General features: G+C 51.8%; 16 protein-coding genes. 2 read left to right on the plus strand and 14 right to left on the minus strand.

Annotated features, from left to right (window positions below):
• Nucleotides 1-89: 89 nt before the first annotated feature.
• The 10 genes from JJQ72_RS14640 to JJQ72_RS14685 all read right to left on the minus strand — a co-directional run bounded on the left by JJQ72_RS14640 (nucleotide 90) and on the right by JJQ72_RS14685 (nucleotide 9606).
• Entirely contained in the window at nucleotides 90-350 is a 261-nt protein-coding gene (locus tag JJQ72_RS14640) for a type II toxin-antitoxin system RelE family toxin (RefSeq protein ID WP_208204126.1), read from the minus strand.
• The gene (locus JJQ72_RS14645; protein ID WP_208204127.1) at nucleotides 316-570 is read right to left on the minus strand and encodes a hypothetical protein; all 255 of its coding nucleotides are present in this window, start codon (nucleotides 568-570) and stop codon (nucleotides 316-318) included. Before JJQ72_RS14645 ends, JJQ72_RS14640 begins: the two co-directional genes overlap by 35 nt.
• A gap of 199 nt (nucleotides 571-769) precedes the next feature.
• Complete coding sequence (locus JJQ72_RS14650; RefSeq protein ID WP_208204128.1) at nucleotides 770-1396, minus strand: TVP38/TMEM64 family protein; 627 nt, start codon at nucleotides 1394-1396, stop codon at nucleotides 770-772.
• A gap of 27 nt (nucleotides 1397-1423) precedes the next feature.
• The gene (locus tag JJQ72_RS14655) at nucleotides 1424-2317 is read right to left on the minus strand and encodes a 3'-5' exoribonuclease YhaM family protein (protein ID WP_243896112.1); all 894 of its coding nucleotides are present in this window, start codon (nucleotides 2315-2317) and stop codon (nucleotides 1424-1426) included.
• A gap of 194 nt (nucleotides 2318-2511) precedes the next feature.
• Complete coding sequence (locus tag JJQ72_RS14660) at nucleotides 2512-3816, minus strand: DNA recombination protein RmuC (protein WP_243896107.1); 1305 nt, start codon at nucleotides 3814-3816, stop codon at nucleotides 2512-2514.
• A gap of 235 nt (nucleotides 3817-4051) precedes the next feature.
• Nucleotides 4052-5215, minus strand: a complete 1164-nt coding sequence (locus tag JJQ72_RS14665) for a DUF4317 domain-containing protein (RefSeq protein WP_138224682.1) — start codon at nucleotides 5213-5215, stop codon at nucleotides 4052-4054.
• A 108-nt stretch (nucleotides 5216-5323) separates the two neighbouring features.
• Nucleotides 5324-5893 (minus strand): SF0329 family protein, encoded by a 570-nt coding sequence (locus JJQ72_RS14670; RefSeq protein ID WP_138224681.1) that lies wholly within the window; start codon nucleotides 5891-5893, stop codon nucleotides 5324-5326.
• A 114-nt stretch (nucleotides 5894-6007) separates the two neighbouring features.
• Nucleotides 6008-7729, minus strand: coding sequence for an extracellular solute-binding protein (locus JJQ72_RS14675; protein WP_208204131.1), 1722 nt, complete (start codon nucleotides 7727-7729; stop codon nucleotides 6008-6010).
• Nucleotides 7730-7853: 124 nt separating this feature from the next.
• Nucleotides 7854-8732, minus strand: coding sequence for a carbohydrate ABC transporter permease (locus JJQ72_RS14680; RefSeq protein WP_208204132.1), 879 nt, complete (start codon nucleotides 8730-8732; stop codon nucleotides 7854-7856).
• 19 nt (nucleotides 8733-8751) lie between these two features.
• Nucleotides 8752-9606, minus strand: coding sequence for an ABC transporter permease (locus tag JJQ72_RS14685; RefSeq protein WP_233281208.1), 855 nt, complete (start codon nucleotides 9604-9606; stop codon nucleotides 8752-8754).
• 279 nt (nucleotides 9607-9885) lie between these two features.
• On the opposite strand from JJQ72_RS14685, the gene JJQ72_RS14690 reads away from it, so the two are divergent.
• Together JJQ72_RS14690 and JJQ72_RS14695 are read left to right on the plus strand one after the other, a co-directional pair.
• Nucleotides 9886-11622, plus strand: a complete 1737-nt coding sequence (locus JJQ72_RS14690) for a sensor histidine kinase (RefSeq protein ID WP_243896113.1) — start codon at nucleotides 9886-9888, stop codon at nucleotides 11620-11622.
• 79 nt (nucleotides 11623-11701) lie between these two features.
• On the plus strand, nucleotides 11702-13327 hold the full coding sequence (locus JJQ72_RS14695; protein WP_138224676.1) for a response regulator: 1626 nt from the start codon (nucleotides 11702-11704) through the stop codon (nucleotides 13325-13327).
• Between the two features lie 67 nt (nucleotides 13328-13394).
• On the opposite strand, the gene JJQ72_RS14700 is transcribed toward JJQ72_RS14695, so the two are convergent.
• The 4 genes from JJQ72_RS14700 to JJQ72_RS14715 form a co-directional block, all read right to left on the minus strand.
• Nucleotides 13395-16625 carry a cellobiose phosphorylase gene (locus JJQ72_RS14700; protein ID WP_208204134.1) on the minus strand — a complete coding sequence of 1077 codons (3231 nt, stop codon included), beginning with the start codon at nucleotides 16623-16625 and terminating at the stop codon, nucleotides 13395-13397.
• A 213-nt stretch (nucleotides 16626-16838) separates the two neighbouring features.
• Nucleotides 16839-20945 (minus strand): carbohydrate binding domain-containing protein, encoded by a 4107-nt coding sequence (locus JJQ72_RS14705; protein ID WP_208204135.1) that lies wholly within the window; start codon nucleotides 20943-20945, stop codon nucleotides 16839-16841.
• A gap of 231 nt (nucleotides 20946-21176) precedes the next feature.
• A complete protein-coding gene (locus JJQ72_RS14710; RefSeq protein WP_208204136.1) occupies nucleotides 21177-22154 on the minus strand; it encodes a tRNA dihydrouridine synthase in 978 nt (325 codons plus the stop codon).
• Nucleotides 22155-22320: 166 nt separating this feature from the next.
• Nucleotides 22321-22992 (minus strand): TVP38/TMEM64 family protein, encoded by a 672-nt coding sequence (locus tag JJQ72_RS14715; protein ID WP_138224672.1) that lies wholly within the window; start codon nucleotides 22990-22992, stop codon nucleotides 22321-22323.
• Nucleotides 22993-23175: the final 183 nt, after the last annotated feature.

Consider the following 23175-nt stretch of genomic DNA (forward strand, 5'->3'; position numbering starts at 1 on the left):
AGGTGAACGACCCCTCCTTTGAATCAAGCATGCGCACATCTCACAAAAAAACATCCCTCCAGCACATTGGGGGAATGTTCTCCTGTGAATTAATAAATATCACCGCGATTATCAATCGTCAGAATATATATGACTTGTTCTTGATGATTTATTTCGAACAATATCCGATAACTTCCTACACGCAGTCGAAAGCGCTTATCATAACCTTTCATTGGCCTAATATCACCAACCGGGGGCCGGACAGTCAACCCGAGCAGCGACTTACGAATACGTTCCTGAACAGCTCTTTCTTGCTTGGCTACAAACTTAACAGCATCACGATTGAATGTCAGTTGGTAAGTCAAGCTCATGCATGGCTTCCTCCCATGACATAAATCCAGCATCACTATTCAGCTGGCGCTCTTCCTCTCGACTCAATGGCGAGGCATCCGGTTCCAACTTTTTGAGATCTTCCCAATCAAGCTGACTCTGCTTTTCGGCAAGATACTGTATAAAATCAAAAGCTGACTGCTGTGACGATTCGGTCAATTGCTCAAACATTTGTATTATTTTATCTTTATCGATTGCCATATATAACACCTCCGATATGGAGTGGTTTTAGTATGTTCATTATACCACAGGGCCAGGGAATTTCTAAGCATTAGCTGTAGCCTGTGTGACTAAAAAGCACATCCTCTATTTACGTTTCATTCGGCAATACTTCTTCTATCGCGCTACTAAAACCAACACAAAGAGCCGGTCCATAACCGGCTCTGACATTTAACACTCCCTAAGAAGCAGGACTCACATGCTTGCTCTTCCAGGCTCGGTACGCATAGATCGTTACGGCGAGAAACAGCCCATAAATAATGATCGTAATAAATACGTTTCTTGGCTCGGTGAGCAGGCTGTCGCCAATGAGCACGAACAGCAGCATTGCAGGAATTTTGCCCAGGGAGGAAGAAAGCGCGTAGACCCCGAACGAGACCCGGCTCAGGGCCGAATATACATTCACGATGATGGACGGGATGGTGGGGACCATCCGGGCGAAGAGGATGAACAGGAACGCATTTTGTTCAAAAAGCACGGTCATCTTCTCCAGCCTTCGCGCCTTCATCAAGGCCTTCTTGCCCCAGTCCTGATACCCGTAGCGCACAAACAGGAACATGATCAAGGAAGCCGCTGTCGAGCCGGTCCAGATCATCAATCCGCCGGTGACCGGGCCGAATGCGGCTCCGATCAAGCCTCCCACCACAGGATAAGGAATCATCGGAAACAACGCCATTAGCGTGGCCATCCCAATGACCTGGAAGGCACTGTCGGTCTCCCGAAACCAGTCTAGAATAGACTCCCCATACTTATAAATCAGACCGGCGATGACAAGATAAAAGAGGGCTAAGCCAATTTTTTTAACCATAGACTGTGGTTTCGCCTCCGTTCATCATCACAGCTTCAGCCTGACCATGGCCTTGTTCTCCAGTCCCCGAATGGCCGGTGTCCATTCCTGATGGTCTGCTGTCGTCTGGAGCATGTCCTCCACCATCTGGAGCTTCGCATCCATCGCATCAATATAATGAAGAGCCACGGCTTCCGGCATTTGCGGCTGGACGGGACTGCCCCACTCCCCAAGGTTATGATGAGACAGAATCAGATGCTGCAGAGCCAGTACTGCGTTCGATCCCGTGTCCAGCTCCAGCTTGATGGCTGCTTCGGTGACCCACTGGGCAGCCATGCTGATATGCCCGATCAATTTGCCTGCATTGCTGTAATCCTGCACGATCCCGTATTCCGAGATCATTTCGGCGGGCTTCGCAATATCGTGCAAAATAATGCCTGCCTGAACCAGATCACGTTGAAGAAACGGCCGCTGCTTGCACAGAAATTCACCGAGCTCCAGCATGCGCACCATATGATAGGCCAGCCCGCCAAAATAAGCATGATGAAACGATTTTGCCGCTGGCGCGGACTGAAGCTGCTCCTTCACCTTGTCGAAGCAAAAGGTGACGATCCTGCGGATGTCCTCATGCTCCAGGCTTTCAATGGTCCGCTGGATGACCGCGATGAGCTCTTCTGCCGCGACAGGCGCGCTGCGGATGAAATCCGTGACAGAGACTCCATCATTCTCATCCGCTTTGCGAATCCGAAGCACCTTCACCTGCAGCTGGTCCCGATAAACATGCGCCGCCCCCTGGATCTTCACCACACACATCGGAAAAAAGGTTTCCAAATCCGTCTTGCTGGCATCCCAATACTTCGCGGAAATGCTTCCACTGGAGTCCGAAAGGACCAGGTCCAGATAATCCTTGGGCACCGAGCTGTTCGTCTGTCTTGCTTCCATCGCTTTAATCAGGTAGAAGCCGACGAAATCGTCGCCTTCCTTCAAGTCTTGAATTAATGTATTCACGGCTTCACCTCTACCCATTCGTCTTCTGCGTCTACCTTTACCGCAGCCCTATTACCACAGACTATTTTACAGCTTTTCGCTAAAAAAAGTAACTTGGGCAGCATCATCCGAACCGCTGCCTATACAGGTCAATCTATAGCTGCCTCCAGCAGAACCTGCTCTGCTTCCACTGCCGGCAGCTCTTGAACTTTTTTGAGCTTGCGCTCAATAACTCGCGTCCGGGTAGATGCAGCGTCAATCGAATTGCTGGCCTCCTGCAGCTTTTTCTGAGTCTTCTCCAGCACGTCACCGAATTTGCCGAATTCGGTTTTGACGGCGCCAAGCACCTGCCATACTTCACTGGAGCGCTTCTGTATGGCCAGCGTCTGGAAGCCCAGCTGGAGACTGTTCAGAACAGCCGTAAGTGTAGTGGGGCCTGCGATGACGACACGGCATTCTCGTTGAATAGACTCCCATAGTCCCGGCTTGCGAAGCACTTCAGCAAACAGGCCCTCGACTGGCAGAAACATGATCGCAAAATCGGTTGTATTCGGCGGATCGATGTACTTGTCCCGAATGGATTTGGCTTCACTCTTAATCCTGGCATCCAGCTGCTTCGAATACTCGCTTGCCGCCTGGCTATGGCCTTCCTCCAGAGCATCTAACAGCCGCTGGTAGTCTTCAATCGGGAATTTGGAATCAATCGGCAGATGTATGAAGTGATCCTTGTTGTTCTTGTCCGGAATTTTAATAGCAAACTCTACACGTTCGCTGCTGCCTTTTTTGGTAGCGATATTTTTGTCATATTGCTCTACAGTAAGTGTCTGCTCCAATAAATTTTCCAGCTGCAGCTCGCCCAGTGTTCCTCTGGTCTTGACGTTGGTCAATACTTTTCGCAGGTCGCCGACTCCATTCGCCAGCGTCTTCATTTCCCCTAGTCCTTTATGGACCAGCTCCAGCCGCTCACTCACCATTTTAAAAGAGTCGCCGAGCCGCTGCTCCAAGGTAGCATGCAGCTTTTCATCGACGGTAGCGCGCATTTGCTCCAGCTTCTTGCTGTTATCCTCCTGCAAATGCACGAGCTTCTCTTCCACCGTGCTGCGGATCGTCTCCAGCTTTCTTTCATTCATCACGGTCAGATCAGAGAGACGCTTAGAGAAGCTGTCGAGCAGATTCTTCTGCTGAGAGGCCAGCTCCCCAATGCTCGCTATAAGGGTACGATTCATATTACCCATAGATCCGTTCAGCTCTTCCCGGTTCATTTTTGCCGCGGTATGGGCTTCCTGCCGATTTTGCACAGCCTGCTCCATAATGGACTTGCGTATTTCTTCCTTTGTCTTCTCCAGCTCCCCTCGGAGCTCAGCCTGAATCACCTCAACCTCTTGTTTCTTGAAGTAAAGGGCAGACACGACCAACAGCGTCAGGACATTTAAGATGAGTGCAATTATTTCCATATACATCCTCCTTCACATGAATCCAGCGTTTTGTTCTATATTACATTTCCTCAGAGGCAGCTGTGTGTCATCGAACATATGTTCTTAAAAAGCTATAGAAAAAATTCTCGTACTCACCATAATAAAAACATGGCGGGGCTGGGCTAACCTACCCGACTCCGCCATGTCTTTACTGTTTTGCTTCGGGCTTCACTCCAGGGAGTTGTCTCGTGAAATAAGAATCTACCTCCAGGCGCTACAAATCCTCCGTACTCAGCGTAAAGCCCTCAATGATAATGTCCTCATCGACCTCAATCAGGATGCTCTTCTTGCCCTGGTAGTTAACCTGCTTCACATACTTCAAGTCCTGCGGACTGACAGAGATGGTCGCCACCTTGGTATTGATCTTAATGGACTTGGAGTTGAATTTCGGGATCACACTGCTCGCTTTGATCTCATAGTTCTTGTTATCGACGATGCTCTCAAAAGCCCGCTCCACCTTCTCGGCGGTGACGTTCTCGACACCGCTTCCCGTCAGCAGCCGCTCCACATCCTTGTAGTCAAGCCTTGCCGGCTCCTCTTCCTCATGGGTCTCGATCACCTGATGAATTTCTTCATATACACTGGCAATCTTGGAGGCATCCAGCTGGTCTTCTGCGACCTCCTTCACAATCTCCTCAAAAATAGAGCGTTCCTCCAGCGCGGTTACCGTCTTCTCCGCATTCAGAACCTCTTCTATGAAGCGCAGATTGGGATCATTCGGCTTACCCGAGCAGTACAGCACCCGGTTCACATCGGAATAGCCGTCGGTCACGCTTGGGTAGAAGAACCCTTGCTCCGGCGAGCTTAATTTAATGATGGGATCGACAATCACGTTGTATTTGAATTCTCGCTCTACATAATCGAAGAGCAGGGACTTGCGCTGCTGCTCGGTCGAATTGATGCTGCACAAAATAAACGGGTTCGCGAACATTTCATTATTCGGGCTTTCTTCGTTCTCATCCTTGCGCGCCTGAGTCGGCTGATAGTATTGTCCCCGGACAAAGGTGACGACCGTATCCTTCTCATAGGTCGTATCTGTCAGCATCTTCTCCACCAGCAGCAGCATCAGATCATGCCACTCCTCCGGATCGCCGGTTACGAGGCCCTGGTGAAGCATGACCCGGGTCGGCGTCTCCGCTTCCTCGTGCAGCTTCAGCTCGAACAGCTTCTGATCGAGCTCTCCGGCCAGCAGCTTTTTGAAATTGCCCATATACAGCTCCTGCTTCTCCCGGTCCAGCATCTCAAACGGCAGGCGTTCATCATGATACACCTCGCTGCTATCCTTCATAATATACACGTTCAGAATGTCGTATATATGAAGCTTCTCATGATCCAGCTTGAATTGCTTGCGGATATAAGCTATTTCTTTTTTCAACATAATTAATCAGACATCCCCCAAACCATAGATTCATGCTCCCTAGCATATAGGTTATCTAAGCCTCACGTCCAGCAGGACTTTCTTCCTTTCATGGCGTAGCCCTCTCCATTACAGCGCACTCCGCCGCAGCTCATAGAAATACTGCACCGCAGGATGCTTAAGCTTCATGGTGTCGGTCAGAGCCAGCAGACGCTTTCTCCCCACCCGCCGGTCCACCAGGGCCAGAATATTGAGCAGAATATCCTTGCTCTCCAAATTTTCTTCTATAGAAGTGGATAAAAAATGTGTGGCCTTCACCGTAAAGCTCGATTTAACCAGCGCGGTCTGGACCGACATCAGCTCCTTGGCGAGCGCGGTCTTCTTCCGGCTTGCTGCCATGACCCGCAGCCGCTCCTCTGGAATGCTGCTATTTGTGCCAGCGCGGACTGCCTCTACCTCTTCCGGAGAGATGTGCAGCTGAATCGTGTCATCCTGCTTGATTTCCTGCTCGGAGGCATACCATGTGACAGGGCTGCCGGGGTCATTCATATTCAGCACATTGTGCTTGAATGCGGTAATATAGCAGTCTCCTGCCTTATCAGGCGCATACCGGTAGCTCGTAGCACGGTACTCCACCTTCCCCTGCAGCGCGGGGCTCAGAAAGCTCTCTAACTGCTGCTTCAATTTACTCCAGGACATGTGATCCTCCCATTTTCGCTTTCTTCTATTGTAGCATGGCTCAGGTCAGCATTGCCCACGACTCAAAAAAACATCCCTCCCAAGGAGACTTGGGGGGGATGTCTTTAAGCCGTGCTATTTTACAGTATCGTACCAAGCGTTAACTTCTTCCGTGATTTGCTCACCGCCGGATTTCTTCCAGTTCTCGACCATCTTATCGAACTCGTCGACCGAAACCTGACCGTACACAATCTTGTTGTACGCTTCGTTAATCAGTTTGTTCAGCAATTCATTCTTGCTCTGCATCGTTTCTGTCAGTGGACCCATGTAGTAGTTCTTCAGGTAAATGTCCTGCTGATCCATAATCACCTTCATAGCCTGAACGTTCTCGGGATGACGTCCGCCGACCTCAGTCTTCTCGTAAGGAGTTTCCAGCTCGCCGCCCTCCGCGGCCTTGACCATACTTTCGGCGTACAGCGTCGGAATCCGTGCACCTTCATACGTCAAGGTGTAGAACATCGGGTTTGGCAGCGGGTTGTTCAAATCTACGCCAGGGAACAGCTCCGGATTGGCCTTGGCTTCCTCTGTCGTTTTGATAACCTTGCCGTCCGGACCTACTGCGTAATCATAGCCTTCTGCAAAGCCCTGAGCGAATTCGCTGCCCTCTGCCGGATTTGCAAAGTTATCGAAGAAGAAATTGTAGTAATGGAGAACCGCTTCCGGGTTCTTGGCATCCTTGTTGATGAACAGGTAGCCGTTTACAGGCGGGTTGTTTCCAGCGGCGCCTGCTTTACCCGTAGGACCTGCAGGCAGCGGGTACGCTTTATACTCGCCATCCGGTACGTTCTTCTCGAAGTCTGGCAGCGGCCATGCCGGAATCCAGTTCGGACCTACCATCATGCCGGCCTGACCTTTTGTAAAGAACTCCGACGCGCCAACTTCATCCTTCAAGGCTGCGTCTTGAGAAATGTAGCCTTTTTCCATCCAGGACTGGATCGTAGCCAGGGCTTCCTTGGCTGCCGGATCGACAGAGCCCATGCTCAGCTTTCCGTTTTCATCCGGATTCCAGCTGCCTGGAATTACGCCGTGCGCTCCGAACACGAAGCCGATGTCGGTCATCCAGTTGTTAAAGCCATTCTTGAAGCCTGCTGCAAGACCAATGGTATCCTTCTTGCCGTTGCCGTCCGGATCCTGGTTTACGAAAGCATCCATCACCTGCTCCATTTCCTCCAGCGTCGTTGGCGCCTTCAGGTTCAGCTTCTTCAGCCAATCCTCCCGGATAAACAGCGTCTGGTTCGAGTTATAGGCGTAATCCAGAATCGGAAGTGCCATCTTCTTGCCGTCGCGTGTTACCGGATACCAGATCGTTGGATCGAGCTCCAGGCCCTTTTTGTATTCCTCGCCGGCATATTGCTCAACGAGCTCATCGACAGCCATAAACTGGCCGGAGTCAATCAGCATGTTGACGGTTTCCATGTCCCCGCGGTAGCGAACGACATCCGGCATTTTCTCCCCGGAAGAAAGCATCAGCCGGAGCTTGGTTTTGTAGGCGTCATTCGTGTTCGTTACGACCCAGTCATATTTCAGCTCAATGCCGAGCCGGTCCTTAATAAGCTCGGTGTGCACATTGTTCTCCATCGTCTCGCCTTGCTTGAAGATCGAAGCATTGATGTCAAGTCCTTGTACTGTAGTCAGCGTAATCGGCGGATCATATTTGCCATTCTCAAATCCCGTCGAGCCTTCATTCTGCGATGTGTTATTGTTCGCTGTATCGGTTTCACTGTTATTGCTGCTGCCGCATGCGGCCAAGCTCAAGGACAGCGTGCCTACCAACAAAACAGACATCCATTTTTTCATGTGTACTTCCCCCATCATTGTTTTTGTGTCGTGCTTCTTGAATACGTTTACACTATAACCCGGCTGCTGCAATCTCCGAAATGCCACAATATTTGCATTTATGCTAATTTATTATGTCTTGCCGTTATTCTTTTACCGCACCCAGGATAATACCCTTCACAAAATATTTTTGCAGGAACGGATATACTAACAGAATCGGCAGCGTTCCGATAAAGATCTGAGCGGATTTTACGGTACGCTGGGAAATGTTCTTGAGCTCATTCACATCCGGGTTAATCTTGTTGAAATCCTGCTGAACAATGACGGTCTGCAGGAACGTAGACAACGGATATTTCTTATAGTCTGTAATAAACAGCAGTCCGTCAAACCAGGAATTCCAGTGAAAGACCATGGTGAACAGGGAAATGGTGGCCAGCGCCGGCATGGAAATCGGCAGGAATACGCTCCACAGGGTACGGAAATGGCCCGCGCCGTCAATCAGTGACGCCTCCTCCAGCTCCTTCGGCACAGCCCGGAAGAAGTTCATCATCAGTACCATGTTGAAGACATTGACGGCAACCGGAAGTACGAGCGCCCAGATGGAGTTCATCAGATCCAGGTTACGAATCAGCATGTAGGCCGGGACGATCCCCCCGCTGAACAGCATCGTAAACAGAAAGTACCAGGTGTAAAAGGATCGACTGCGGAAGCCGTGTGAATCCTTGGACAGCGCGTAGGCGGCGAGCACGATCAGTACCATGCCGACAAAGGTGCCGAGCAGTGTCCGATACACGCCCATCGACAATGCTTGATGGAAGTTGCTGTTGTTCAAGGTTTTCTTATATGCCTCGACGTTGAAATCAATGGGCAGAAGTCCAACCAGGTTGGAGTTCGCCGGTGCACTTCCGCTGAAGCTGACCGCCAGAATATGAAGCAACGGCAGCACACAGGATATGCAGATCAATGTGAGCAGTGTGTAGTTGAAGATACTGAATATGCGATAGCCGCTTGTTTTGTAATACATCTCTTTCTACTCCTTCGCCCTAAAATATTTTGTAGCCTGCATATCTTGCTGCCAGGCGGTAAGAGATGACGATCAGTACGAGACCGACCACCGACTTGAACATGCCGACTGCCGTACCAAAGCTGAACTGTCCATTCAAAATCGCGGTGCGGTAGACAAACGTATCAATGATATCTCCTTTGTCGTACACAAGCGGGTTATACAGGTTGAAGATTTGGTCAAAGCCTGCATTCAGAATATTACCGATCGACAGCGTGGCGACTACGACCGTAATCGGAATCATAGCTGGGATCGTAATATACAGCGTCTGCTTCCAGCGGTTCGCGCCATCCACCTCGGCCGCCTCGTACAGCGACGGATTCACACCCGCTAATGCCGCAAGGAACACGATAGTGTTAAAGCCGAAGTTCTGCCAAATGTCACTGACGACGACCGTAAACCGGAACCAGTTCCCGTCCCCGAGCCAAAAGATCGGATCCATACCCATGGCCTGCAGCATGCCGTTGACGATGCCCTCACTGCCAAGCATATCGGTCAGGATGGCACCCAGAATGACCCATGAAATAAAGTGGGGCAGGTAAACCAGGGTCTGGACGACCCGCTTGAACAGAGTCAGGCGGATTTCATTCAGGAGAATCGCGAAGGTGAACGGAACGAGAAGCCCGAACACGATCTTGAGTCCTGCAATAATCAGGGTGTTGATAATGACTTGCTTACTGTCGGGATACTCGAACATAAATCGGAAATGCTCCAGACCGACAAATGGAGAATTAAAGACGCCATCGTATGGCTTGAAATCCTGAAAGGCCATAATCAGGCCGCCCATAGGCACATAGGCAAAAATCAGGGTCACCAGCGCAGCCGGTAACAGCATGAGATGCAGCGGCCATGTTCTGCCTAGCTTCTCCCTTGGCTTTTTGCTTTTTCTTACTTTACTGACGGAAGGCTTTGGTGCTGCCTGCGGGTTGCTTTTCACGCTTTCCATCCTGCTTCGCTCCTCTACTTAATTGTTGACATGGATTGATTTTCAACGGTTTCTGTATTAATAATTGTATCAACAGCGCTCCCATGCTTATAGACCACGATTTTTGGAACGATGCCATTCTGTTGACTATTCTGAGCCGGCGCCGTTCACCAAGGAAGGGAAGAAGTGATGTTGTTACCGATCAAAACCAATACATTAACCAAGATGATTATCGTGCTCGTGCTGCTGCTGATCCCGATCCTGGTGCTGTACAGCCTGTCCAACCGGGTCAGTGTCTCGGTCGTAAGCAGTGAAATCCGGGCTATGAAGCAGAAGGATCTGCGCTTCCTTGCTACCGAATTCGACAACAGCGTCGACAATTTATCCACCCTTGCTTTTCTTCTTAGTGAGGATATCCACATTCAAGAGCTGCAGCAGTTGCCCTCCATCCGGACGGCCTATGAGCGCAATTCTGAGAAATCCCGGATGCTGGAGCGCCTCCGCCTGTTAAATGTTGCGGAACGGTGGGATACACAATACAGCGTCATTGCTCCGCAGCAGCAGGATATCGTCTCTACGAATCCGCGCGCGGCCTTTGATCTGGAGGAGCTGAAACGCATCGCATCGCCAACCTGGCAGTTCAAAGAAATGAACGTCGGCGGGCGCATGGAGTATCGGTATGTCCGCCATGTCGTCAAGCCGGAGAGCATGCGAGACCGCATTGAACAGGCCGGGCTTGTCGTGGAGGTTTCATTTCCGCAGGATCTGCTGGCCAAGGATCTGGACCGCTTCAAGCTGGGGGGACAGGGAGATCCCTTTATGCTCCTGCCCTCGGACCAGATGATTACGAACAGCACCGCCGATCTGGACAAGATGGAGGAATTGAGCAGGCGGATCGCCGCTGAGCCTCTTAGGGGTCAGGACAGTACGGTGATGGAGCTTGCAGGTGAACAGTATCTGGTAAGTACCGTCCGGATCGAGTCCCTGGACGGATATCTGGTCGATTATTATCCGCTGGAGGCCATTCTGGAGCCTATTGTGAAATCGCGTAATCTTTTTTATGGATCGATCGGCCTGCTCTTGATCCTAAGCACTGTCGCTGCGTATCTGCTGTACCGGAACGTACAGCGTCCGATATGGCTGCTCATCCGAAATGTACAGCGGCTGCGGGACGGCGAGTATTCCACCCGGATCACGGTAAATCCGAACAACGAATTCTCGTATCTGTTTGAGCGCTTTAACGATATGGCATCCGACATTGACCGGTTGATTCACAAGGTGTATGCAGAGCAGATCAGCACGCGGGAGGCGAATCTGAAGCAGCTTCAGTCGCAGATCAATCCGCATTTTTTGTACAATTGCTTTGCATTGATTCGCAGTCTGGCTCGGCTGGGCAAGAAGCAGCAGGTTATGGATATGGCTATGCACCTGAGTAAATATTACCGGTACACCACAAGGAGCGAGAAATCGAGCGCCGCGCTGAGCGAGGAATTAAACCTCATTGAGAGCTATCTCGAAATTCAGAAAATGCATATCCAGCATTTGTCGTACGAGATTGATGTGCCGGACAGCATGCTGAGACTTGAGGTGCCAAGGCTGCTGCTGCAGCCACTCGTTGAGAACGCTGTCATCCATGGGATTGAGAAATCTGCTATGGACGGCATCGTAACGATCAGCGGGGAGCAGGCGGACGGACTGAACTGCATTACCATTGAGGATAACGGCATGGGCATGACCCTGGATCAGATTCAAGAATTGCAGCATCGCATTACGCTGCCTCCGACGACGGAAACCGGCACGGCCTTGTGGAACATACACCAGCGCATCTTCCTGCAATTCGGGAATGAGGCGTCGCTGAATTTTGCTCCCGGGGAGCATGGCGGGATGAAGGTGAGGATCCAATGGCCGATAGAGCCCGGCGAATAAGAGTCGCCTGCTTTAGCGGTCTCCCTTGATTTCAATCGGCTGCACAGCAGCAAAGCTTACAAGAATTGGAGTGTGACAGATGCATCAGCTTCTTATTGTCGATGACCAGCCCGACCTGGTAGATGACCTCGCGGAAATGATACCCTGGGAACAGCTCGACATTGTGAAAGTTCATAAAGCCTACTCGGCTCGGGAGGCTCTGGAGATTATCACCGTCCACCCGATCAGTGTTATGATCACAGATATTCGCATGCCCGGAGACTCCGGGCTCGATCTGATCGAGCAGGTCAGAGCTTCATGGGAAAAAATCCGCTGTATCCTTCTCACCGGATATGATGATTTTGATTATGCCAAGCGCGCGCTTCAAAATCAGGTGACCGATTATTTACTCAAGCCCTGTGAAGACGAGGAAGTGCTGGGTGCTGTGACGAAAGCCCTCAAGAGCATTGAGGACGAGTGGAAGTCCATCGCTTCATACCAGAATGCAATGCAGTCCATTAAGCTTAACCAGCCCGCCCTTCGCAATCATCTGCTCATGGAATTGCTTGAGGGCAGACGCGTTTCATTTGAGGAGCTGGATGAGCGGCTGGAGCTATTAGAGCTGCCTCTGCGGCAAGAGGTGCCGTACAGCCTGATGCTGATCCGGCTGGAGGATTATTTTGACCGCTATCGGGGGAATGATGTTCCTCTGATGGAGTATGCCATCTTTAATATGGCGGAGGAGCTGTTTGTCGACACGTTTCACATTTGGCAGATCAAGGATAAGCATGGCTATCTCATCTTCCTGATTCAGCCTAAGCCGGGTGCTGGAAGCACCGAATTGGATTGGAAGGATAAAGCCGAGAACAAAGCGTCCCGGCTGCAGCACAGCGTCAAGCAATTTCTGAAGGGGACGATCTCGGTCCTGCTCAGCAGATGGGGTCCATTCCCACAGCAAGTGAAGAAGCTCTATGATGAGTCCGTGATCCAGTTCCGCCAGCATATCGGCAGCGATCGGGAGCTGCTGCTGACCCTTGCCGAGCAGCCGGAGCCGGAAGCAAGGTCCGTGAATTCCTTGACGCATTTATATGATCCCCCGATGCTGGTCCACCTCATTGAGGCCGGTCAATGGGAAGCCCTGGATGAGAAGATGGATGCTATATTTAATGAATTGGAGCAAAAATGGAGCCACTCTCATGAGCATATTCTGGAGACCTATTTCATGATTGTCAGTGCATTCAGCTACTCCATTCATAAGAGCAAGCGCTGGATTCAGGAGCTGCTCGGGGAGGAATACAAGAAGCTGGTGAATGGCCCTCAGTTCCATACCATCCAGCAGCTGCGCGATTGGTCCATGAGCATTTTGCAGGTTTACAAGCAGAGCATGGACGCTGAAACCAAGGATTCACGGTCCAGTCTTGTTCGACAGGTTCAGGACTATGTGTACCATCATCTTAGCGAGGCGTCCCTGCAATCCATCGCAGCGCATGTGTTCTTGAATCCCTCCTATCTCTCGAAGGTCTACAAGCTGGAAACCGGTGAAGGCATCAGCGATTATTTATTCCGCCTGAAGATGGAGCAGGCCACCTACAAGCTGCGGAACACGAACGAGAAGGTGTACGAGATCGCGGAGGGACTGGGCTATATGAAGACCAGCTACTTCATCAAATTGTTCAAGGATAAATTCGGCCTAACCCCGCAGGAATACAGGGACAAGCTGGCCTGAAAACAGAGAACCCGCTCGCTGCAGCATTCAGCTGTGGCGGGCGGGTTCATTATTTTTTACATAAGCATCAGCTGAACAGCTGAACTCGTATGGCAGCAACCTTCCCTGAACGAACAAGACTCGCATAAGGCTCGGAAATAACACCAGAAGTCTCCACCTTGCTGCCGTCTTGCAGCGTCAGCACATACCGAATACTGCTGCTGTTAAGAGCAAACGTGTCTTGTCGCTGCGAATTGCAGTAGGTCACCTCACAAGCACCAAGAAAACGGAAGCTGACCTCACCCGACTCGTCAAACAACCAACCGGGAAGTTTGGGAAGCAGGCGCAGTGTTAAACCCTCATCCTTCACTTGAAACGGCTGTTCGCCGGCCATCATCACAAACCACATGTTCAGAAATTCTGCCGTAGAGCCGCTAAGCCGCGCCACAAATCCCCTGCCATGCAGGGTTTCGTCCGGATTGGCACTACTTGCAATAAACGAGGAATTTTCCAGAATACTGCGGCCGTATACTGCAGGATCAAAAAACGGAGGCATTGAATGCTTCATATCCTCAAAGAACTCTTTATACAGTCCTCCTTTTAACAGCTCCAGCAGATACTTGTATGACATGTGCATGAATATGGATTCATTCTCCAGCCAGCCCGGTGTAAATATGGTTGAACGCCCCAGCTCCAGCGGCTGTCCTGCCAGCGATTCGTTCACCTTGTACATCTTCAATTTGCGGTCATAAATACCACTGCTTCGGATTGCCTTGTATAGCTGTTTGCGCTCCTCATCCTTCTTCAGCACCTTGAATGCACGCACAGGCCCTTCCAGGAAACGCGGAACATCCACCCGGCGGAACTGCTCAACCTTGACAAGTGGTCTGCCCTTCGCGTCATACTGCGCTTTTCCTTCTTCGTCTTCAAGAAGGGTATAGGACTCTGCTTCGTAGCAAAAGTACGTTGGATAAATACCATTGCCTATGGCAAGAGCTCTTTGCATAGCATCTTCAAGCTTGCTTAAGCAGCGCTTGAGGAGCTGTCCAATTCGCTCAGGTGACAGCTTTGTCTCTGACCCCTCAAAGCCCTCTGCAACACGGCTGCGATACAACTCGCGGGCAGATGAAACATGATCCCAATACAGCATATTTCTGCTTGCTTCCTCAGAGGTCTCGTAATGTTCCAGTTCAACTGCAATCGTGTCCATAAGCTCGGCAGCCTCTGCAGGGATGGAGATTTCTTGGGTGTTCCATTGCTCCAGTGCTTCCATTAGCCGTTTTAGTTCGCAGGTCTCCCCGAAGCCGGACGCAACTAGCCCGGGCAGTCCGTTCATGGAATCATTCCAGCCCGGCTTGCCTGCCTCCATTTCAACACCCAGTCCCTCGGGATCCAGTGTCGCAAACTTGACAGCAGCTAGAATAACCAACTTCTCAAACAGTGTGGAGCGATAGACCTCTCCCCCACCGTTAGCAGAGGTGACCCAATGTCCGCCGGATGCATGGCTGAGACGGCGTTCCTTGTCCTCATTCTCCTCAATGGCCCCATATTGACGTACCCCGCCTTCTTGCGTCAGTACATATTTCCGGCTGCGCGGAGCTACGAAAGCAGGGCTGTCAAAGTAGGTATAGGACTTGCTGCCGTATAGCAAATCCTCTTGCCGGTCAGGATAGATCGTCAGGTAGCTTTCGACCAGATCCATGTTATACGTCCAGTGATCGATCCAGTAGCCTTCCCCGAACTCTGCTTCAAAGCTCTGCTCCGAACGACGAAGTGCTTCCTGCATAAATTCCTCTGGCGTGATGACCAGAGCGATGTGTTTGTCCATCATATGATTCAGCAGTTCTCCCGGATGATAGGGCTTGTCAAAAAAGCGGCTCATCGTTTCCCGATGTTCTTCCTCCACATGCTCAAGCAGCCCCGCTGTATCCTTCAGTCTGAAAGAGCAGCCTTTAACGACCAGCGGGTTATAGCCATCAGGCTGAATCAAGCTGAGAAACATGCGGATGTTGAAGTCATGAACCTGGGGATGGATGAAAATATCGCAGCGGCGGTTCTGGTTCGCATCCCGGTAATTTCCGTTACCTTGAGAATAAAAGGTCGGAAGCAGCTTGAAAAAATTATAATCCCGCTCCAGATCACCATGCTTGCGGGAGAAAATATGATAGACTGCTCCTTCCTCCGTGCCATTGTCTAGAATAAGCGGATAGCCGCCCCGCAAAAAATTGTCCATATAGCTCTGTTTAATATATTCATCAAAATGGGGCAGGGCAGTCCGGGTTTCCACATCCTGAGTGTACTGCGACACCACCTCGGACGCCTCCTGTTTCTTGCGCTCGATATAGACAGGACTTACAAACTCCTCCGCTCTTGCATGAATACGGCCAATATCCTTAACATGCCCGGTCATCGATATGATCTGTAGGCTTTCACCGTGCTGTAGCGTTTGGATTGCTCCCGTGAACGCACCAGGCACCTTATTCGTTGTAATCTGCGGAGCAGACAATATCGCTTCCAGACCCCTGTTCAGAAAGCCGTCAGGGCGTGTCAAGCTCGTATTTTGCTCAAAGATCAGATCCATATCGACAATAGGACGGCCCGGTTTGCACGGTCTGAGCCGGGAATGGGACGCAGAACCTAAATAAAAATGTCCTCCGCTGATCGCATTGACCTCAGCCGTATCAGCAATGCTGCCGCGCAGGCTGTACAGGGGAATGCCTGACTCCAGATGCTGGACATCCATCCAGCTCCTTAGTGTGTAACCGAGCTCTTTGTAAGCCGAATGATTCATCCCGTATGGAATGACGGCAGGCATACCATCAAGCACCTCTAGGTCCATCGTTTGTCCTGAAATGTTCGTAATCGAAACGTCCCGCACAAGCGCTGCAAAGCTCTCCCCAGGCATAGTAAAGTAACTTACCTTTACCGTGAAGCCTTCAGATCGATAGCTTCCCTCCAGTTCAAGCATATTCGGAGAAATCAACATGCGCTCGGTGCGGTCTCTTCCTGCTTCTTCTATAGCAAACGGCTCAAGAAAGCCCTCTCCTTGTGCAGTCCTGTATTTGATAAAGGTACGGAAACCCTGTTGAGGTACAAGTTGATAGGCTTTGTTGGCAGGAAAAAACTCCATTATGGCACTATTTTTATCCTCAATGCCGAAGCTGGCCACCCCTTGTCCCCGATTCACATAAAACAGCCATAGCGGAATCCCGGTCTTGCCGGCCATGCCAGGCAGAAAGCTGGAGAACGGTTCGGCCCTGTTGTACTGCTCCACAACAAAGCGGCCGCGGTCATCATATTCATATTTTACAGTGTCCATATTCATCCTCCTGTAACGGCAAATTGGTCTCCTCTCCATTATTCTTTTCAGATCCACTTTAAGGTAGCCCAATATCTTTACATTTGTGCCACTTTGTTGGGTAATGGCACATAAAACAAAAAAAGGACAGCAGAGACCGTCAGGCCAGGTTTATATCCCCTGGCCCGGCGGTCTGGCTGCTGCCTTTTTTAAATTTCAGCGAATATACGGCTGTTAAGGTGCTACAGTAGCCCCGCTGATGGCTTCGCGTGCTCCCTTCAGCTCCATTTGCACATCATCGATATAAATATCATGACGATCTGCGCCTATACCTGGCGCTGCACCCATGAGGAACTTGAGCCCGGCGTTCTGATCACTCTCAAGTGTCACTTCAAAGCTGAAGATCTGCATCTCTGAAGTCAAATCAATCGTTTCGTTCAGAAACCGGGTATACTCGTGATTATCAATGACAGCTTCAATCGCTCTTGGACTTGTCGATCTTGCCCTAAAGGAAACCAGATACGTTTGACCCTGCTTCAAAGACTTGTTGGTCTGCATCAAGATAATATCCCATGGATTTATTCCCGCATGATTGATACTGACACGAGCCTCTCCCGCATCTTCCTGGAAGGAAGCGGAGGAGGGTCCGTCATATTGTCCCTGCAAGTGCGTGCCCCAGCCGGTAAGGCCGTCTGAGAAATCACCGTTGACAGCGAGAAAAGCCTGATCCCGCGCACCCTTCTGCTCTACACGAATATTGTCTACATAGATATCATGCGAGCCGGACTGCAGTCCAGCGAGCTTGCCCATAAGCAGCCTGAACGAGACTTCGAGATCGTCGTTTACAGGCAGCTCAAAGCTGAAATGCTGCATGCTGTCTGTCAGCTGAACGGTTTCTTCAAGATACCGCTGTTGACCTGTTTCAATCACCAGCTCCACCGGACGGTCCATCGTGGATCTGGCATCCATGGAAACAACATACGTGCTGCCACTACGCAGAGGGAAATCCGTCTGCATCAGCATAACATCCCATGGCTGATTGCCGGCGCTGGAAATGTGAAATTTCAGCTCACCGTCCTCGACCGAGTACCGGGTTTGCTGATCCCATCCATCCCACCGGCCTTGTACATGCTCGCTCCAATTGGCTGTGCCCCGCGAGAAGCTGCCGTTCTTCAATGGAAACTGCTCATCCAGTGAGAGCTCATTCGCAGAATTTCCCTCACGCGTCAAGCTCACATTGTCCAGATATACATCTCCGGCACGTCCGCCCAGCAAGAATACCAGCTGCCCCTCTTCATCGGAAGGCGCCTGAATTTCGAAAGTGACGGTCTTGCTCTCCATCTGCTCCGTTAGCTCTATGGCCTGAGGAGCTGCATAAATCACTGTACCCTCTTTGTTCCAAAGAGCTGCTTGAATCGTCCGTTCCTGATCTGCTCTTGCGTCGAAGCTGAGCTTATACGAGCTGCCGCCAACCAGACGGACGCCCGGCTGTACCAGCTTGACCGCCGTCTCCGAAGCTCCCCCGTCTGTAATCGCAGCCTTCAGCTCCCGGGCTGCCGAATCAACAGCTGCTGTCGCCGCGGCTCCGTCAGTCATCAAGTGCCAGAATGTCATCCGATCGATCCGGCCCAGATCGAAGGTTCCGTTATAAATGTAATTATCATTGACAGGCGGCTTCGGCTCATCCGGGTATAGGGCTGGAGCGTTACTTTCCTCCAGCTTGACGTTGCCGATCCATACGGAGGACATATTCAAGCCCGCGTTAAATTCAAGTCTGGCATTCAGATCCGTTTCTTTCTCCATCTGGAAAACCAGCTCGTAGCGCTGAAGCTCGGGACTCAGCTGGGCTTCAAGCGTTCTGGAATAAGCGCCCCAGCCTCGATCAGCGCCTCCTCCCAGCTTCACTGCCATCGTCCGATCTGCCCCGGCCTTGGCATCAAAGCTTAATTTATACCATCTTCCTTTACCCAGCGAAACATGCTGTATAAGCTGCACCGCATGCGCAGCATTACCGGCAGCTGTGATGCCCAGCTTGGCAAATGGAATGCCGTCCAGCAATTCTACGGCCGCAGTTCCGTTGCCGCCAAAGGTGCTGATATGAACAAAATTCCAATAATCCGGGCTTAAGGCTTCCCCGTCTGCAGCCACTTCCTTGATCGGCTGCTCGTAAAGCATATCATGCACGTAGTTCCCATTGACCGCTTCTTTGGCCCCTTCAGGCAGCGGCTCAGCCAGCACCTGCGGCTCTACGGGCGTGTTGTATGGTCTGCCTGTCAGCTCGTAAACACGAACATAATCCACCTCCATAGTCGAAGGCAGCAAAGAGGCATCCGGATTGCGTCCCCCATCATAATTGCCGCCCACGGCCAAATTCAAGATCAGGTAAAACTCCTGATCAAATGGAGCCGGGAACGCATATTTGGCTGGCATATTCTTGCCCCAGCTGTCCCAGTTGGTCAGCTCCTGATAAAGCTCGCCATCGACATACCAGCGCAGCACTCCAGGCTCCCATTCCACGGCATACGTATGAAAATCCGAAATATCGGTACCCTCCGGGAAATGGTATTCCGCTCCTGTACTCCGATTCAGCGGCCAGTTTTCTCCATAATGGATCGTTCCGCCAACCTCTCCCGGCAGCCGGCCTCGGGCTTCCATAATATCGATTTCTCCGGAAGCCGCCCAGCCTCCGTACCGATTGTCGGCCGGCATCATCCAGAAGGCAGGCCAGAAGCCGGACCCGACCGGAAGCTTCATACGCGCTTCAAATCGGCCATATTTCTTAGTAAAGGTCGGCTGCGTGTACAGTCGGGAAGACGTGTACGGCTTCCCTCCGTAACCGTCATTTCGCGCCTCAATGATCAGGCTGCCGTTCTCCACCTTGGCGTTTTCCGCCCGGTAATATTGCTGTTCATTATTTCCCCAGCCGTCCAGACCGTACTCGGCTCCGGTTCCCAGCTGATAATCCCATAAATCCAGGTTGACTCCGTTCACATCCAGGTTGGAGCCTGTCCCATCGAATTCATCACTCCACACCAATGTCCAGTCGCTCTCGTCTCCCGGCTCCGGCTGTGGATTTCCACTGCCGGGATTTGGCACGGAAGGAATCTGCGGAGTGCCGCCTCCGGAGCCTGGCGCAGCAGGGGTCTGCGGAGTGCCGCCTGGTGTTTGCGGTACTACACCCCCGACCGGCTCTGTCTTCCCGCGACCCAAGGTTGTGCCGTTCAGGGTAACCTCATCCCCCTCATTTGTGATTTCGCGGATCTGTCCCTTACCGGTAATCGTGGTACCCGCTGCACCGGAATGAATATGGATCACCTCGATAGAGGCTCCTTCTTCCACCTCAATCACCGCCGGGGTCTGCACATCCACGCGGCCAATCTCCGAGGCTCCCGAAATAACGATTCGCACCGGACCCTCTTGTTTATTCAACTGCAGCTCTTCTACAGAAGAGTCAGCCAGATAGATGCTATTGCTGCCGCCGCCATGGACAAACAGAGTGCCTTTGACCGTCGTTTGCTCTAAAGACGCATCTCCCTCACCAATACCAGCTGCGAGAAATACGTTTCCATTCACTATAGTATTGCGGATCACCGCACCTGCTGCTCGAACCAGCAGATTGCCCTTGACGGTTTCACCTGTGAGTGTTTCTCCCTGCTTCATCATCCTCGGCGCTAACCGCTCCAGAAGACTGACCAGCTCTGCTCGTGTAAGCGGAGTGCGTGGCCGAAGGGTGCTGTCCGGATAGCCCTGCAGGATCCCGCTGGCTGCAAGCTTTGCCATGCTTTCCTGCGCATACTTGCTCACATCGCCGGCATCCTTGTAGCCGGTTAAAGATGTGTCTGCCGGTGCGTTAAGAGAAAACAGTCCTGCCAGCACATGAGCAGCCTGCTCTCGTGTAACTGCCTGGCTTGGACGGAAGCTGCCGTCCGGATAGCCTCGTACATATCCCGCCGCTTCCACCGAAGAGACTGCGGCCGCAAACCACTGCTCAGCTTTGACATCATGGAAGCTTGCACTGCCTTGCTCACGAAAACCAAACATCGTGTGAAGCAGCTTGACCAGCTCCGCCCGTGTAATCACTTGATCCGGCCGCAGACTGCCATCCGGATAGCCTGTAAGCAGTCCTTCGTTATGCCACTTCTGCAGCACCGGGGCTGCCCAGTGGCTCTTTTCTTCCAGCTGGTTGACGAGTGTCGATTGAGCGGACACCTGTGTTGTCCAAGCTCCACCCGTCACCGGGACATGAGTGGCTGCAAGCAGCAAGCTGAGCACCAGAGCCGTTCGCTTCCGGAGCCGGGTCCCCGGTTTACTGGAGCCGCTCTTTTTTGATAGCGCTGTCATTTTGAAATATCCCTCCTGATCGATGATAATTTCTTCCACCCTCTAGCTCTTTTAGTATTCCTGATTCCCGTTGCCAAAGAAATGCCCCGATTTTTGTTTTTATACTCCTTTTTGCTCCAATACATTTGCAGCGCCGTAAATCCATGGCATACGCAAAAAGCCGGACAATAACAGGAGCAGCCTCCTGTCTTATCCGGCTCTGTGCTTAATTCATGCTGCCATTTCTTATGTCTATTCCGTTCTGCTGTGCTCCACATCCCCGAAAGTCTCCAGTAGGGAACGGACCTCACTTGTGGATTTGGCGTTCATTAATTGATTCCGTAGATCGCCTGCGCCGCGGAAGCCGCGGACATAGATCTTGAAGAAGCGGGCCAGCGGCCGGAACGAGCGATGCTCCAGCGCGGAGTACTGGTCGTGAAGATCGAGGTGCAGCCGCAGCAAATTCAATAGCTCCTCACTGCTGTGCTCTCTAGGCTCCTTCTCGAAGGCAAACGGATTGTGAAAAATCCCCCGCCCGATCATAATGCCATCCACACCATACTGCTCGGCCAGCTTCAATCCGGCCTTACGATCCGCAATATCTCCATTGATCGTAAGCAGCGTATCCGGCGCGATCTCATCCCGAAGCTGCTTGATCTCCGGAATCAGCTCCCAGTGTGCCGGCACCTTGCTCATCTCGTCTCTGGTCCGCAAATGGATGGAGAGGTTGGCAATATCCTGCTTCAAAATATGAGTCAGCCAGCTCCGCCATTCCTCTACAGCATGAAAGCCAAGTCTAGTCTTCACGCTAACGGGCAAGCCCCCTGCCTTGGCAGCCTGGACGATGTCTCCGGCCAGATCCGGCCGGCAGATGAGGCCGCTGCCCTTGCCGTGCTCCGCCACATTCGGTACGGGGCAGCCCATATTAATGTCAACGCCTCGGAAGCCTTCCTCCGCCATCCCCATGCTCATCCGGCGAAAATACTCCGGCTTGTCTCCCCAAATATGAGCGACCATAGGCTGCTCATCCTCTGTAAACGTCAAGCGGCCGCGCACGCTTTGGTTCCCTTCCGGATGACAGTAGCTCTCTGTATTCGCAAACTCCGTAAAAAACACATCCGGTCTTGCCGCAGCACTTACAACGTGCCGGAACACGACATCCGTTACATCCTCCATCGGTGCCAGCACGAAGAATGGCCGCGGCAATTCCAGCCAGAAATGATTCTTCATCTTCAAAACCTCTCTATTTATACCAGGACAACGTGAATCCCGCAGTTTCCCAATATCATGTGATGTCATGCATCCTCTCCCATTATAGCGGGTTTGCGGCATGGATGAAACGGCAAGACCCGCAGATCAGGATCAGGTCAAGCCTGGAGTGGTCCGCACTCAGCACTTATGCTTCCTTGGGATTTTCTCTCTTGTCCTTTGCCGTATTCATCTTTCGTTTAATGAGCAGCGGTAACGCAATTGCAATCAGAAGCACGGCCGCAGCGGCCAGAATGAGCCCGGTCCTGCCCTCTGCCAGGCTCGCGCCGAGAAAATTGTAGGCAAAGGTTCCCGGTATTATCCCGACCAGCGTGCCGAGCACAAACGGCAGCAGCCTGACCTTCGAGGCTCCCGCCGCATAGCTGATCAGGTCAAAGGGAAATAACGGAATGAGCCGCAGCACCACAACGTAGACAAATCCGCGCTCCTCCAGCTGCTGCTGCACCTTGCTCCATTGGCCCTTCCATTCCTTCTTCACAAGTCGTTTTCCCAGCATTCGTGCAGCCATAAAAGCGACCGCCGCTCCCATGACAGCACCTGCGATCGTATACACCGTTCCCCACAGCGGCCCGAAGGCCAATCCGCCAGCCACAGACAATAGGGAGGCCGGGAACAGAATCAGCGGCCGCAGTGTGTATAGCGCGATATAAATGACCGGCGCCGCCCAGCCGAGCGAGAGCATCCAGGCCTGAATCGTACTCGGGCTGAGATCCAGCACATTCTGATGAAACCATAGCAAGCCGCCAACAATGGCTGCTGCTCCAAGCGCCTTCCATATCCAAGGGGGTATTTTGTTCATCGCTCATCCTCCGCGGCTTTGTCACAATGACCGCCGCCGGAATCATGCCGGGCCTGCAGCCTTGTTTTTTTCACCTATCTTACCACAATGGACGGACTCCAGACCGTAAGGCAGAATACAGAAGGGGATTCATGATAAAAAAGCCGAGCAAACTCAGGCACCCCCTCCTGAATTCACTCGGCT

It is taken from the genome of Paenibacillus sp. F411, from assembly GCF_017582705.1.
GTDB lineage: Bacteria > Bacillota > Bacilli > Paenibacillales > Paenibacillaceae > Paenibacillus_AQ > Paenibacillus_AQ algicola.

Bases quoted from the DNA above. Each gene is read 5' to 3' on its own strand.
- JJQ72_RS14640 (WP_208204126.1), bottom strand. From the start codon at position 350: ATGAGCTTGACTTACCAACTGACATTCAATCGTGATGCTGTTAAGTTT.
- JJQ72_RS14645 (WP_208204127.1), bottom strand. From the start codon at position 570: ATGGCAATCGATAAAGATAAAATAATACAAATGTTTGAGCAATTGACC.
- JJQ72_RS14650 (WP_208204128.1), bottom strand. From the start codon at position 1,396: ATGGTTAAAAAAATTGGCTTAGCCCTCTTTTATCTTGTCATCGCCGGT.
- JJQ72_RS14655 (WP_243896112.1), bottom strand. From the start codon at position 2,317: ATGGAAGCAAGACAGACGAACAGCTCGGTGCCCAAGGATTATCTGGAC.
- JJQ72_RS14660 (WP_243896107.1), bottom strand. From the start codon at position 3,816: ATGGAAATAATTGCACTCATCTTAAATGTCCTGACGCTGTTGGTCGTG.
- JJQ72_RS14665 (WP_138224682.1), bottom strand. From the start codon at position 5,215: ATGTTGAAAAAAGAAATAGCTTATATCCGCAAGCAATTCAAGCTGGAT.
- JJQ72_RS14670 (WP_138224681.1), bottom strand. From the start codon at position 5,893: ATGTCCTGGAGTAAATTGAAGCAGCAGTTAGAGAGCTTTCTGAGCCCC.
- JJQ72_RS14675 (WP_208204131.1), bottom strand. From the start codon at position 7,729: ATGAAAAAATGGATGTCTGTTTTGTTGGTAGGCACGCTGTCCTTGAGC.
- JJQ72_RS14680 (WP_208204132.1), bottom strand. From the start codon at position 8,732: ATGTATTACAAAACAAGCGGCTATCGCATATTCAGTATCTTCAACTAC.
- JJQ72_RS14685 (WP_233281208.1), bottom strand. From the start codon at position 9,606: ATGCTGTTACCGGCTGCGCTGGTGACCCTGATTTTTGCCTATGTGCCT.
- JJQ72_RS14690 (WP_243896113.1), top strand. From the start codon at position 9,886: ATGTTGTTACCGATCAAAACCAATACATTAACCAAGATGATTATCGTG.
- JJQ72_RS14695 (WP_138224676.1), top strand. From the start codon at position 11,702: ATGCATCAGCTTCTTATTGTCGATGACCAGCCCGACCTGGTAGATGAC.
- JJQ72_RS14700 (WP_208204134.1), bottom strand. From the start codon at position 16,625: ATGGACACTGTAAAATATGAATATGATGACCGCGGCCGCTTTGTTGTG.
- JJQ72_RS14705 (WP_208204135.1), bottom strand. From the start codon at position 20,945: ATGACAGCGCTATCAAAAAAGAGCGGCTCCAGTAAACCGGGGACCCGG.
- JJQ72_RS14710 (WP_208204136.1), bottom strand. From the start codon at position 22,154: ATGAAGAATCATTTCTGGCTGGAATTGCCGCGGCCATTCTTCGTGCTG.
- JJQ72_RS14715 (WP_138224672.1), bottom strand. From the start codon at position 22,992: ATGAACAAAATACCCCCTTGGATATGGAAGGCGCTTGGAGCAGCAGCC.